Annotated in this window: 8 protein-coding genes and 1 pseudogene; 2 read left to right on the top strand and 7 right to left on the bottom strand. The window is 70.9% G+C overall.

The annotated features are described in order from the left end of the window. Nucleotides 1–2: 2 nt before the first annotated feature. The gene (locus OG385_RS32250) at nucleotides 3–1,571 is read right to left on the bottom strand and encodes an ATP-binding protein (protein ID WP_266860205.1); all 1,569 of its coding nucleotides are present in this window, start codon (nucleotides 1,569–1,571) and stop codon (nucleotides 3–5) included. Nucleotides 1,572–1,967: 396 nt separating this feature from the next. Continuing rightward, nucleotides 1,968–2,813, bottom strand: coding sequence for a DUF5753 domain-containing protein (locus OG385_RS32245; protein WP_266860203.1), 846 nt, complete (start codon nucleotides 2,811–2,813; stop codon nucleotides 1,968–1,970). Nucleotides 2,814–2,919: 106 nt separating this feature from the next. Here OG385_RS32245 and OG385_RS32240 point away from each other — a divergent pair, with 106 nt between their 5' ends. Next, nucleotides 2,920–3,381, top strand: a complete 462-nt coding sequence (locus tag OG385_RS32240; protein ID WP_266860201.1) for an ATP-binding protein — start codon at nucleotides 2,920–2,922, stop codon at nucleotides 3,379–3,381. 25 nt (nucleotides 3,382–3,406) lie between these two features. Here the strand turns inward: OG385_RS32240 and OG385_RS32235 are convergent, their stop codons facing one another. From OG385_RS32235 to OG385_RS32225, 3 genes are all read right to left on the bottom strand, one after another. Beyond that, nucleotides 3,407–3,895 carry a DUF2867 domain-containing protein gene (locus tag OG385_RS32235; RefSeq protein WP_266860199.1) on the bottom strand — a complete coding sequence of 163 codons (489 nt, stop codon included), beginning with the start codon at nucleotides 3,893–3,895 and terminating at the stop codon, nucleotides 3,407–3,409. Between the two features lie 145 nt (nucleotides 3,896–4,040). Continuing rightward, the gene (locus OG385_RS32230) at nucleotides 4,041–6,464 is read right to left on the bottom strand and encodes a phosphoketolase (protein WP_266860197.1); all 2,424 of its coding nucleotides are present in this window, start codon (nucleotides 6,462–6,464) and stop codon (nucleotides 4,041–4,043) included. A 131-nt stretch (nucleotides 6,465–6,595) separates the two neighbouring features. Continuing rightward, complete coding sequence (locus OG385_RS32225; protein ID WP_266860195.1) at nucleotides 6,596–7,459, bottom strand: universal stress protein; 864 nt, start codon at nucleotides 7,457–7,459, stop codon at nucleotides 6,596–6,598. A gap of 297 nt (nucleotides 7,460–7,756) precedes the next feature. Here OG385_RS32225 and OG385_RS32220 point away from each other — a divergent pair. After that, a pseudogene (locus OG385_RS32220) lies at nucleotides 7,757–9,225 on the top strand (glycoside hydrolase family 76 protein). 131 nt (nucleotides 9,226–9,356) lie between these two features. Here the strand turns inward: OG385_RS32220 and OG385_RS32215 are convergent. Together OG385_RS32215 and OG385_RS32210 are read right to left on the bottom strand one after the other, a co-directional pair. Continuing rightward, nucleotides 9,357–10,157, bottom strand: a complete 801-nt coding sequence (locus tag OG385_RS32215; protein WP_266860193.1) for a VOC family protein — start codon at nucleotides 10,155–10,157, stop codon at nucleotides 9,357–9,359. Between the two features lie 242 nt (nucleotides 10,158–10,399). Continuing rightward, the gene (locus OG385_RS32210; RefSeq protein WP_266860191.1) at nucleotides 10,400–13,600 is read right to left on the bottom strand and encodes a glycoside hydrolase family 2 TIM barrel-domain containing protein; all 3,201 of its coding nucleotides are present in this window, start codon (nucleotides 13,598–13,600) and stop codon (nucleotides 10,400–10,402) included. Nucleotides 13,601–13,732: the final 132 nt, after the last annotated feature.

Genomic DNA, 13,732 nt, shown 5'->3' with positions numbered 1-13,732 from the left:
GCTCACGCCTGTCCTTCTGCGGAATCGGGGGTGTGGGGGGAAGAATCGTCCCGGCCGTCCCGGCCGTCCTGGCCGGAGCCGGGTTCGGGCACGGACCGGCCGCCCTCGAAGAACTGCTCCATCCAGTCGCCCGCCTCGTCCGGGGTCGCCGAGGACATGGAGCCGGCCGGGGGCGGCCCGTCCGGCGGCCCGTCGGACAAGCGGTACTCGTCGCGGCGCGACCGCCGGCGCGGGAGGCGCCTGGTCCGCTCGCCGCCCTGCTCGTACAGCGGAATGGCCTGTTGCACCGGCTGTTCGGCGGGGATCTCGGGGCTCTGCGAGGTCTGCCCGGGGACGGTGGGCGACTGCCCTGCCCCGGAATCGGGGGCGGGCGGGTGCTGAGCGTCGGAGCCGTCCGCGGGCGAACCGGGCGGGTCGATGGCTTCCAGTACGTGGGTGGGAATCAGCACCACGCCGCGGACACCGCCGTACGGGGAAGGCCCCAGGTCGACGCCGAACCCGTGGCGCTGGGCGAAGCGCCCCACCACTGCGAAGCCGGTCTGCGGGATCTCGCCGACGTCGCCGACGCCCAGGATCCTGCGGCCCGAGGCGACTTCACGCGCTTCAACGAGCCGGTACTCGTCCAGGCCCAGACCGCCGTCGTCCACTTCGATGACTGCGCCGCGCTGCACGGTCCGTACGGTCACCGGTACCGCGGTGCTCGGGGGCGAGTACTCGGTCGCGTTGGCCAGCAGCTCCGCCAGCAGATGGATCAGCGGTTCGACGACGGGCGCCGCGATCCCCACGTCGGGGTCGCCCGACACCTCGACACGGGTGAACGCGACGATCCGTCCCGAGGCGGCCCGCACCACATCGACCAGGGCCAGCGGCTTCTGCCACTGCTGCCCCGGCCACTCGCCGCACAGCACCTTGAGGCTCTGGGCGTGCCGGGCCTGCTGGGTCGCCGCATGGTCCACCCGCATGGTGGATTCGAGGAGTTCGGCGTCGCCGGGGTACCGGTCGGCGATCCCCGTCACGGCGGCCTGGATCCGGTGTGCGGAGGTCTGGACCCGGCTGGCGAGCTCGACGAGGGCCAGCCGCTGCGACTCCTCGCGGTACTCGGCTGCTTCGCGCACCTCGCCGAGCAGCCGGTCGAGCAGGCCGGTCACGTTCTCGTCCAGCGGCCATGTCCCGTTCGAAGGGCCCGGGTCCTCCCGGCCGGCCAGTGCTGCGGGCAGCCGCTCCTTGACGGCGTGCTCGACCTCCGCCTGGACCAGATCGCTCTGCTGCTGCGCCCGGCGGCGCCACTCGGTGTCGCGGAGGGCCGCACGGTCGGCCTGATCCCCGGCCTCACGCAGCGAGCGGGCCGCCCCGGCCTCTGCGTCTCTGTGCTGTCCGCGCAGTCTCACCAGGAGCGTGAGCACGGCCAGGGCCGCGGCGAGGTACACCACGAGAACGACGGGGCCTGCGGCGCTGCCGGCGGCCAGGGGCACCACGGGAGCGGCGAACGTGATGAGCGCGAGGCTCAGAACCGTCGGCCAGAGGTACTGCGTCCGGCGTGGCGGGGGGACGGACGCGGGGGAACGGGCCATGAAGAACCTTTGAATCGGCTTCTGGAATCGGCTTCTGTATCAGCTTCTGCAACGGCTTCGAACTGGCTGGGAACCGCTTCTCGAATGGGGTAAAGCCGCGGCCTCACGATTGGTGTCACGGTGCAACAGGCCGATACGGCGACCACGGCTTGAGGACCCGTACCGGCTTCGCCCGTAGCCACTCTGACAGGCTTTCACCCCGCACTACATGTAACTGGACGTACATCGTCCGCCTACCGGGCGACTTAGCGAGATCGTATGGTCGCCCTGCGTATCCTCAGGCCTGTTTTCAGCCACCTCGACTGACCTTCGCCTGCCTCGGTCGACCTCGGCCACGCCGGACACCAGGTGTCATCAAATCCTTGCATCCGGCGACATCCGGGCGCCGGGCTGAGCTCACCACCGGTACAGGGCGGGCAGCTCGGCGCCTGCTGCCGGTGCCGCGCCGCAGGCGGAGTCCATCAGCATCCGGTACGCGGAGACAGTGTCGCGGTCATGGGTGAGGGTGGCCTCGCCGCCCGGACCTCCGACGACGGCGTGGTCCGGGACCTCCGGCACCGGGAGGCGCAGCAGCTCCAGCGGCGGGGCTCCGGTCAGCGCGTGCGGCCCGGCCGTCAGAGGCATGACCTGCAGGGTGATGTTCGGGTGGGCGGTCGCGAGCCGCAAGGCGTCCAGCTGCTCCCGCATGACATCCGGGGAGCCGACACACGTACAGAGGGCGGCTTCCGGAATCAGCCCCCACAGGACCGCGCCCCGTTCGCGCAACCGCTCCTGCCGGGCCCGGAGGAACTCCGTGCGCCGGGCCCGTACGGCGGGCGGCGCCTGTGGGTGCCGGACCGCCTCGACGGCGGCGGCGTAATCGGCGGTCCGCAGCAGGTCGGGGACCAGCGCGGGGTGCCACATCCGGATCACCCCGGCCGACGACTCGATACCGAGGACGTCCCGCTGCCAGGCGGGCAGGACGTCACGCCAGCGGTGCCACCATCCGGGCTCGTTCGCCCTGGCCAGGCTGGCCCTGATCCGCCGGGCGTCGGCCTCGGGGTGCTTGTAGTACTTCAGGAGATCCCGGACCTGCCCGGCATCCAGAGCGGTCTCCGCCCGCTCGATGCGCCGCACGGTGGCCTCGGACAGGTCCAGCGCGGCGGCGACCGCCGCGAGGCCGCAACCGGCCCGCTCACGGGCCAGGCGGAGCTGTTCCGCGACGACACGGTGCTCCAGGGTCGGGCCTGAGCGGGCTCTCACGGCGTCCATCTCCTTCGCGGTGAATCCGGGCAGCCGTCGTGTCACATTCTGTGTGATTCACACTCTGACAGTTGCAGAGTATGCCGAATATGTTGATAGTGCATATATGTCTGAATTTGATGGTGATGCCTCTGCCGCGTACTCCGACGACAGGGACGACTCCGCCTACCGCTGGTCGACGCCGCGCATACCCGAGGGGGTCATCGACTCCCGGCAGCACGTACGCGACGCCATGCTGGCCTGGGGCGAGCCGGAGGAGCGGACCGAGACCGCCGTCCTGCTGGTCTCCGAACTCGTCACCAACTCCGTGCGCTACAGCGCCCGGTCCGCGACGGTGCGCTGCTGTCTGCGGCGCACCTGCTCCGGGATAAGGATCCAGGTGTGGGACGCGGGCGGCGACGGCATTCCGGCCCAGCGCCGGCCACCGGAGTACGGGACCGAGCCGGACGGCGCCGCCCGGACCGGTCTGTCGGAACGCGGCCGCGGTCTGCTCATCGTCACCGCACTCGCCGCCGCCTGGGGCACCTGCCAGGACGCCGGCGGCCGGCTGGTCTGGGCCGACGTCTGAGCCCGGGAGCCCGGCCCGACCCGGACTAATGGCCCTGGGGAGCCGTACGGGTGCGGTCGGCCCGGCCGAGGAGATAGGGCACCGCGAGGTGGTGGACGGGCGCGGCCGCGGACCACACCAGCCGGGAGACCCGCCGGTTGAAGCGCACGAAGGTGACCCACACGACGCCGGAGCCGTTCACCACGACGACGTTGCGGGTGGCGACCAGGGGCGAACTCGCGTCGAGGGTCACCGATCCGGGGCCGGATTCCGAGACCAGCCAGCCGAGGACGTGGTCCGGCGACGGCCTCGGCCCCATCCGCAGCCCGAGGCCGAGAGTCCAGCCCCGCAGCAGGATCCACCGCACAGCGGCCGGAGCGTCCTCGAAGGTGGCTCGTGCCCACTGCTCCGGTGTCCGGGAACGCGCGTGCCGGGAGGGCAGTTCGAAGGCGGAGGCGTAGTCGGCCGTGGCGAACTCTCCGGCGGTCCGGGCCACTTGCGGCACTTCCACCCGGCGCACGCGAGGAGTTGTCATCAGAAGGGCCCCTTCCGCAACGGCTGTACGGACGGGCCCCGGCGGCACCGCGGGTCTCGTACGGCACCACCGATTGTGCCGCCCGGGGGTCACGGACGCGGCGTCATCCGCGGGAATGTCCCAGGTGCCGGTCCGAGGCAGTGGCTCAGGTGCCCAGGGGCAGGGGCTGCCAGGTCCAGTCGGCCACCTCGGGGAGGTCGGTGCCGTGCTCGCGGATCCACGCGTGGTGCCTGAGGCGGGCGTCCTCCATGGTCTGGCGGGCGTGGGTGGCGCGGACCGCGAGCCCGGGGACGCGGTCGATGACGTCCAGGACCAGCCGGTATCGGTCCAGGTCGTTGCGGACCACCATGTCGAAGGGGGTGGTCGTGGTCCCGGACTCCTTGTAGCCGCGTACGTGCAGGTTCGCATGACCGGCCTGGCGGTAGGCGAGACGGTGGATCAGCCACGGATAGCCGTGGTACGCGAAGATCACCGGCTTGTCGCGGGTGAAGAGCGCGTCGTACTGCCTGCCGGACAGCCCGTGCGGGTGATCCGATTCCGGGAGCAGCCGGGCCAGGTCGACCACGTTGACCACGCGCACCGCGAGGCCCGGCAGGTGACGGCGGATCAACAGGGCGGCGGCCAGCACCTCCTGGGTGGGTACGTCGCCCGCGCAGGCCAGCACGACATCGGGCTCCTCGCCCTCCCGCTCAGTACCTGCCCACTCCCAGACCCCGGCTCCGCGCGCACAGTGAGCACGCGCCTCGTCGAGAGTGAGCCAGTCGAAGCAGGGCTGCTTGCCCGCCACGACGACATTCACGTAGTCGCGGCTGTGCAGGACGTGTTCGGCGACGCAGAGCAGGGTGTTGGCATCCGGCGGGAGGTAGACACGTACGACTTCCGGGGACTTGTTGAGTACGTGGTCGACGAAGCCGGGGTCCTGGTGGGAGAAGCCGTTGTGGTCCTGGCGCCAGACGTGCGAGGTCAGCAGGTAGTTGAGCGAGGCGATGGGGCGGCGCCAGGGCAGGGTGCGGGACACCTTCAGCCACTTGATGTGCTGGTTGACCATCGAGTCGACGATGTGGACGAAGGCTTCGTAGCAGGAGAAGAGCCCGTGCCGCCCGGTGAGGAGGTAGCCCTCCAGCCAGCCCTGACAGGTGTGTTCGGAGAGGATCTCCAGCACCCGGCCGTGCCGGTCCAGGTGCTCGTCGACGCCGAGCGTCTCCGCCTGCCAGGCCTTTCCGGTGGCGCCGTACAGAGCCTGGAGCCGGTTGGAGGCGGTTTCGTCCGGTCCCACCACGCGGAAGTCGCGGCGCTCCGCGGTGGCCGCCATGACCGCCTCCAGCAGACCGCCGAGTACGCGGGTCGGTTCGTGCAGGGTCGCGCCGGGCCGTGCGACGTCCACGGCGTACTCCTCCAGGGGCGGTACGGGCAGGTCGAGCAGGTGCAGCCCGCCGTTGGTGTGCGGGTTGGCGCCGAGGCGCAGGGGCCCGTCGGGGATACAGGCCAGGACCTCGGCGCGGGGCCGCCCCGCGGGGTCGAAGAGGTCCTCCGGCCGGTAGGAGCGCAGCCACATCTCCAGCTGCCTGAGATGTTCCGGGTTCTCGCGGACAGCGGGCAGCGGGACCTGGTGGGCCCGCCAGGTGCTCTCGACCGGCAGGCCGTCGACGCTCACGGGGCCGGTCCAGCCCTTGGGCGTACGCAGCACGATCATGGGCCAGCGCGGGCGCGCGGTGCTGCCCTCCTCGCGGGCGGCTCGCTGGATGAGGCCGATGCGGTCCAGTGCGGTGTCCATCGCCTCGGCCATGGCCCGGTGCACGCTGTCCGGATCGGCGCCGGTGACGTGCAGGACGTCATGGCCGTACCCGCGGAGCAGTTCGTCCAGCTCCGCTTCGGGAATGCGCGCCAGCACCGCCGGATTGGCGATCTTGTATCCGTTCAGGTGCAGGACCGGCAGGACGGCGCCGTCGTACACCGGGTCGAGGAACTTGTTGGAGTGCCATGACGCCGCGAGCGGGCCGGTCTCCGCCTCGCCGTCACCGATGACACAGGCGACCAGCAGGTCCGGGTTGTCGAAAGCCGCGCCGTACGCGTGGGAGAGCGAGTAGCCCAGCTCCCCGCCCTCGTGGATCGAGCCCGGTGTCTCGGGCGCGACATGGCTGGGCACGCCGCCGGGGAAGGAGAACTGGCGGAAGAGCCGGGCCATCCCCGCGGCGTCCCGGCCGATGTCCGGGTACGTCTCGGAGTAACTGCCCTCCAGCCACGAGTTGGCCAGTACGGCCGGGCCGCCGTGTCCGGGCCCCCAGACGCACACCGTGTCCTGGCCGCGCGCCTTGGCGACGCGGTTCAGGTGCGTGTGGACCAGGTTCAGTCCGGGCGAGGTGCCCCAGTGGCCGAGCAGCCGGGGTTTGATGTGTTCCGGCCGCAGCGGCTCGGCGAGCAGCGGATTGTCCAGGAGGTAGATCTGGCCGACCGCCAGGTAGTTGGCGGCCCGCCAGTGGGCGACCAATGACGCGAGTTCCTCGTCGGTGACCGCGGCCGGTGCTTCCGTACTGGTCTCGCGCATGGCGCTCGCTGCCTCCTGGGTCATCACTGCCGGGCTGTGCCTGCTCGGTTCCTGCTCAGTTCCTGCTCGGTGCCTGCTCAGTTTTGCTCGGTGCCTGCTGGACCGCGGGTGCTCGGTGGTGCCTGTTCAGTGGTGCCTGTCCGGTCGTGTTCGCTTCAGCCGTGCGGGACGACTGCCACCGGGCACGGCGCGTGGTGCACGGCCGAGGACAGGACGTGGCCGACGGGCGGCGACAGCGCGGGCCCCCTCCTGCGGCGCCCCACGACGAGCAGCCCCGCGCCTGTCGCACCCCGTACGACGGCGTGGGCCGGGCTCTCCGTGCGTACCCGGTCGGCCGTGCGGACCTGCGGGAACTTCTCCCGCCAGGGCCGCAGCGCCTCGCCGAGCTCCGACTGGGCGCGCTCGGTCGTTCGCCCGGAGACCCGCGAATCGACTCCGCTCCGGGTGTACGCGTGCTCCGGAAGGCTTCTGCCGTGCACGGCCCGCAGCATGACGCCGCGCCTGGCCGCCGTGGCGAAGGCGAACTCGCACAGCTCCTCGCACGGCCCGTGCAGTGAAAGACCCAGCACCACGGCGCCGTCCTCCGCCACCGGGCCGGTGGCTTCCCGCGCCCGGACGAGGACGACGGGCGCGTCGGCGCGTGCCACCACCTGCAGGCCGATGTCGCCCAGGTAGTAACTGGCCAGTGGCGCCATGTCCCGGGAGCCGAGCACCACGACCTGCGAATCGCCCGCCGCCTCCAGCAGCGACGCCACCGGGTCGCCTTCCGTCAGCTCCTCGGTGACGGGCAGCCCCGGACAGCGCTCGTCCACGACGATCCGCGCCCGCTCCATGATCCACCGGGGCAGGCCGTCCTGACCTCCCCCGTTCGCCGGCCGGTCAGGACCGTCGGGGCGCCCCGCCCGTGCGTGCAGGATGCGCAGCCCCGCGCCGCGCGACTGTGCCTCGCGCGCGGCCCAGCGGGCCGTGGCGAGCGACTCGGCCCTGCTGTCCAGGCCCACGGTGACGATCGGCTTCATGGCCGTGCTCCGTTCTCGGCGCGGATCGCGCCGGTTCTCGCCGCCGGTTGTGCACGCACCCTGCCGTGGCGGGGCGCGGACACGGCCGGCCGCGTTCGCAGCCTCGGCGCCCCGGACAGGGCCGGTCCGTACTGCGTCCGATTCTCGGCGCGAGTGACACACCCCCGCAAACGCAGCAGCCGTCCGCGGAGCCGTCGCGCGGCGCGGGTCCACTCTTGGCATGAACCTGATACCTTGTTCGCCCGCCCGCTCCGGGCGCCGCCCTGACGGTCCCCCACCCCGCACCGGAAGGCCCACATGTCCCCCACACCCAGACGGCTGACCCTGCTCGCCGCACTGTCGTGCCTGCTTCTCGGCTTCTTGCCGCAGGCTGCCTCCGCCGGCCCGCGGACCGCTTCCGCCGACGCCCAGGGAGCGATCTGCAACAAGTACTGCGACGCCCGGGATCCCGCCGCGGCGACGAAGGACCGAACGCCGGTCACCACCTCGATCTACTCGCGCACCATCGCTCTGCATATCGATGACAACGATGTCATGGGCTGGGCCTCCATCGACAACGGCAGTGCGGGTGACGAGGTCTGGCTGGACCGCTCCTTCGACGGGGGCAGGACCTGGTCGTCGGGCAGCAAGCTGGGCGACACCAGGACCCCTGCGGGAGCAGGCGGCTGGCGCACCCAGATGTACAACGTCGACGACTGGAACTCGGCCGGCGTCGGCGCACTCCGGGCCTGCGGAAAGGCCGGGGACCGGGCCGAGATCGCCTGCACCGGGTGGGCGCGCACGGACTGGAACGCGGGCAGCAGGAGCACCGCCGCCGCGACCGCGCTGATGATGTCGTTCGACCGGAACACCGGCCTGTTCGGCGGCAACGGCTGGTGGACCAGCGCCAACGCGCTGACGGCCGTCATCGACAACATCCGCACCAGCGGGATGCCCAGCTACAAGTACGCCGTCTCCAGCACCTACGACAAGAACATCGGCGCGCAGGGCGGCAACTTCACCAACGACTATCTCGACGACACCGGCTGGTGGGGGCTGGCCTGGGTCGCCGCGTACGACCTGACCGGCGACAGCCGCTACCTGACCACCGCACGCGCCGACGCCGACCACATGTTCGCCAACTGGACGGACACCTGTGGCGGCGGGGTCCTGTGGAACGAGAACAAGACCTACAAGAACGCGATCACCAACGAGCTGTTCCTCCAGCTCAACGCCGCCCTGCACAACCGGATCGCGGGCGACTCCGCCTATCTGGACCGGGCGAAGAACGAGTGGTCGTGGTTCAGCGCCAGCGGCATGATCAACTCGGACCACCTGATCAACGACGGTCTGAACGACGACTGCTCCAACAACGGCCAGCAGACCTGGACATACAACCAGGGCGTGATCCTCGGCGGACTGACCGAGCTGCACCGGGCCACCGGCGACAGCGCGCTCCTGGACACCGCGCGGACCCTGGCCGATGCCTCCACCACCCGGCTGGAGACCGACGGAGTGCTGAGTGAGCCCGGTGAGTCCGACGGCTGCACCGGTGACGGTCCGTCCTTCAAGGGGGCCTACGTCCGGGGGCTCGGCAAGCTCAACGGAGAGCTGTCGGACCACCCGTACAGCACACCGCTGAACCGGTGGGCGGACGCCGCCCACAGCAAGGACCGCAACGCGCTCGACATGTACGGGCCGCACTGGAACGGCCCGTGGGCCGGCACGCCGGACTACGGCTGCCAGCAGAGCAGCTCGACCTGCTCAACGCGGCTCCCGCCGGGTGAGGGCGGGCCTTCTCGCACGGTGCGCGTGCACGGGCGGAACCCCATCCCCGTGCACGCGCTCAGGCCATCGCCCGCTCGGATCGCCGCAGGCTCAGTCCGGCTCAGTCCGGCTCAGTCCGGCTCAGTCCGGCTCAGGTCATCGAAGGATCGCCCTTGATCAGCGCGAACACCGCGCCGTCCGGGTCCTTGAGCATGGCCAGCCGGCCGACCCCCGCGACGTTGCTCGGCGGCATCAGGACCGTGGCGCCGCCCCCGGTGGCCGCGGCGAACGTGGCATCGCAGTCCTCGACGCCGAAGTACGGGTGCCACTCCGACCCCGCCCCGGCTTCGATGTTCTCCTTCGGGAGCTGCATGATGCCGCCGTGGCTGGTGTCGTCGCCCTTGCCGCCGCCGGCCGCGGACACGACGGTGTAGACCATGCCGTCCCCCATGGACATGTCCTGGTAGTCCCAGGAGAAGACCGCACGGTAGAAGGTCTTCGCCGCTGCCGCGTCGGTGGAGTGCAGCTCCGTCCAGCACATCGCGTCCGGCTCCATGACGGTTTCCAGGCCCTGTACGTCGCCCGGCTGCCAGACGCCGAACTCGGCGCCGGTCGGGTCGGTGAAGCCCGCCATGCGGCCGGCGGTGAAGACGTCCGTCGCCGGAACGCGGACCGTTCCGCCGGCCTGCTCGACCGCGCGGCCGGTGGCGTCGGCGTCGGAGGTGTGGAAGTAGACCGTCCAGGCGGCGGTCGCGCCCTTCTCCGTCAGCGGGCCGACGGCTCCGACCGTTCTGCCGTCCTTCTGAAGGAAGCCGTAGCCGCCGGCTTCGGGGCCCGCCGACTGGAAGGTCCAGTCGAACACGCCGGTGTAGAAGGCGACAGCCGCGTCGATGTCGGGGGCGCCGAGGTCGAGCCAGTTCGGCGCGCCTGGGACGAAGTGGGTCGTCAGCACGGGAGATCCTCCGGTGTACGGGTGGTGGTGGGGCCGGCCGTCCACGGCCCGGGAATCCCTCTTGCCCCCGATGGGCACGGCAGCCGCTGACTGTCCCCCATCCGTACCGGCGCGGCCAGGTCTCCGAAACAGGAACGTGGGCCACGCCCTACGGACGGCTCCCGGCCCCCACCCGTACGGCCCAGCACGGCCGGCCCCGGGCGGACCGCGACCGGTCGCGCCCGGTGACCGGACCGGACAGCTCAGGACTGGACGGTCTCCTGAGCCGGGCTCAGCCGGTACGCATAGGTGTAGGTACGGCCCGCGTGCAGCAGATACGCGTCGAGTGGCGGCGCACCCCACGAGTCGTTGCCGCCGACGCCCATCTGCCGGTGGTTGACCCCGAGCAGGGTCTCGTCGCGCCGCTTCAGCTCGTACGGATGCCTGGGCCCCTCCAGATCGAACGGCGAATAGTGCAGCGCGCTGGTCTCCAGCATCGGTTCTCCCTCGGCCGGGTCGGCCCGTACGGTCAGCCCCGCGCCGGAGCGTTCCGTGAGCGACAGTGTGCGCACGTCGGTCATGTTCCCGGTCTGCTCGGGCCGGACGTAGGGCGCCACCTGCGCGTCGACGGTGGAGCGGTAACGGCCCACGAAGGCACCGGAGTTGCGGTCCCAGTAGTTCTCCTGCGGGCCGCGGCCGTACCAGTCGATGCGCTCGAAGCCCTGAGGCACCGCCAGCAGGGCGCCGACCACGGGCAGATCGGGCAGCTCGTCAGCAGCCGTCAGGGTGTGCCTGATACGCACCTCCCCGTCGCCCCTGACGGTGAACTCGGTGGACCAGGTGGATGCCTTCGGCGCCGTGGGCAGGGTGCACTCCACCGTGATGGTGACCGCGCCCCGCGACGGCTGTGCGGCCTCGACGGACGTCACCGTGCGCTTGGTCCCCGCGTCCCGCCAGGTCCGCAGGGTGTCCTGGGCGCCGCGCCCGATGTCGTTGTCGGTCGGGCCGCGCCAGAAGTTCGGCACCGGGCCGCCGGACAGCAGGAGCCGGCCCTTCCAGCGGTAGGAGCTGAGCGTCCCGGTCGCCCTGTCGAGCACCACGTCCACGTGACGCCCGGTGACCCTGACACTGCTGTCGCTCTCCTCCAGGGTGAGGGCGGGCAGCCCGTCGGGATCGGGGTCGGCCGGCGCCGGAGCGTGCCAGTCCAGCGCGAACTGCTCACCGGCCACGGTGTGTCCGGCATCCGCCCAGCTGGTGTCCGAAGCCAGCACGAAGGTGAGGTTCAGCCAGTACTCGGCGCCGGGCTCCGGCGTGTGCGGCTTGCTCCAGGGGATACGGACGGTCGCCTCGCCCCCTGGCGCCGCCTTCGGCGGGGGCAGCGTGCCGTGCTGCGCCGTCCGTCCGTCACAGGTCACCGTCCACCGCAGCTCGTACGCGCCCAGGTCGCTGAACAGGTGCTTGTTCCGAACCGTCACCGTGCCCGCGGTGAGGTCGGCGGCGCTGATCCCCACCGGTTGGTAGACCTTCTTGAGCTCCAGGAGCCCGGGGTGGGGGCTGCGGTCCGCCGCCATCAGGCCGTTGCAGCAGAAGTTGGAGTCGGTGGGGTATCCGGGGTGCCAGTCCCCGCCGTACGAGAGGTAGTTGTGCCGGGGGTCGCCGGGGACCGGCAGCCTGATCGCCTGGTCGACCCAGTCCCACACGAAAGCGCCGTGCAGATTGGGGTAGCGCTCGAAGATCTCCCAGTACTCCTTGAGGTTGCCGCTGCTGTTGCCCATCGCGTGGGCGTACTCGCAGAGGATGAAGGGCGTTTCACTGCCCGACTTTCCGTACGCCTCCACGTCGGCGGGCACGGTGTACATCTGACTGTGCAGATCCGCGACCGCATTCATGCCTTCGTAGTGGACCGGACGGGAGCTGTCCCGGGTGCGGACCCAGTCGGCCATGGCCCGGAAGTTGGATCCCTGCCCTGCCTCGTTGCCCAGCGACCAGACGACGACGCTGGGGTGGTTCTTGTCGCGCTCGACCAGGGAGCGCAGGCGGTCCACGCAGGCACCGGTCCACTCGGGCAGCGAGGCGGGCACGGTGTCGCGCACCCCGTGGGACTCCAGGTTCGTCTCACCGATGACGTAGAGGCCGTACTCGTCGCACAGTTCGAGCCAGCGGGGGTGGTTCGGGTAGTGCGAGGTGCGGACGGCGTTGATGTTGTACTGCTTCATCAGCCGGATGTCCTGGATCATCCGGTCCTCCCGGATGGCCTGGCCGTGGTCGGGGTCGGTCTCGTGGCGGTTGGTGCCGCGGAACATGACCGGCTTGCCGTTGACGGTGAACTTGCCGGGCCCGTAAGCGACTTCGCGGAATCCGAGCGTGGTGCGCTGGATGTCGACCGCTCTCCCCCGGCCGTCGGTGAGGGTGACGACCAGGGTGTACAGGTTCGGCTGCTCCGCCGACCAGAGCGCCGGGGCGCGGACGCCGGCGGTGAGCTGCACGTCGGCGTCCTTCCTGCCGGGGGTGACCCCGCCGCGCATCGGGCTGCCCACGCGCCGCCCCCCGGCGTCGTACAGCACGGCCTCGACGCGGTGCCCGCCTGCCGTGGCGCTGCCCCGGTTGCGTACGGTCGCGGTGACGGTCAGGGTCGCGTCGCGGCAGGCGTCGTCCAGCGCGGTCCGTACGAACAGGTCCTGCACATGGACCGGCGGGATCGCGTAGACATACACGTCCCGGAAGATTCCGGAGAGGTCGATCATGTCCTGGTCCTCGAGCCAGCTGCCGTCGGACCAGCGGTAGACCTCTACGGCGAGGCTGTTGTCACCGGCGTGCACATGGTCGGTGATGTCGAACTCGGCCGGGGTGTAGCTGTCCTCGCTGTAGCCGACGCGCTTGCCGTTGACCCAGACGAAGAACGCGGACTTGACGCCCTGGAAGGAGATCAGGGTGCGGCGGCCGGACCAGCCGCGGGGCACGGTGAAGGTGCGCCGGTAGGAGCCGACCGGGTTGAACTCGTGCGGGACATCGGGCGGTTCGGGCTTCTCGTAACCGGTCCACGGGTAGGGGATGTTGAGGTAGATGGGCTCCTGGTAGCCCTCGATCTCCCAGTTCGACGGGACGGCGATGCGGTCCCAGCCGTGGTCGTCGTAACCGGGGGCCTGGAAACCGGTCGGCCGCGCGTCGGGGTTCTTGGACCAGTGGAACCGCCAGGTCCCGTTCAGGGAGCGGAAGTAGGGGGACTTCGCGAAGTCGCCGTGCAGCGCGTCGGACTCGGTCGCGTACGGGACGAGCCTGGCGCGGGCTTCTTCTCTGCCGATCTGGAAGACTTTCGGCTGCGCGTCCCACTCCGCGCCCGTCCCGCCCTTGGTATCCGCGGCATCCGCGGCGAAGGCGAGTTTCTGCGCGGAGAAGGCGGCCCATCCCGCGAGGGCGGCCCCGGTGACGAGGACGGAACGTCTGCTTACTCGGTGTGCACTCATACGGCAGCTCCGAACGTAAGAGAACAAGAACCGCCAGCATCAGACAGAAAAACTCAACACACAAGACCGTCGCCCCGCCTGGGAAGCGGTTGTGCAGGGATGCGCAGGGAAAGGACGCGGAGCGCCGCATGC

It is taken from the genome of Streptomyces sp. NBC_01306 (assembly GCF_026340465.1).
Classification (GTDB): domain Bacteria; phylum Actinomycetota; class Actinomycetes; order Streptomycetales; family Streptomycetaceae; genus Streptomyces.
This window is presented reverse-complemented; position numbering and strand designations above follow the sequence as displayed.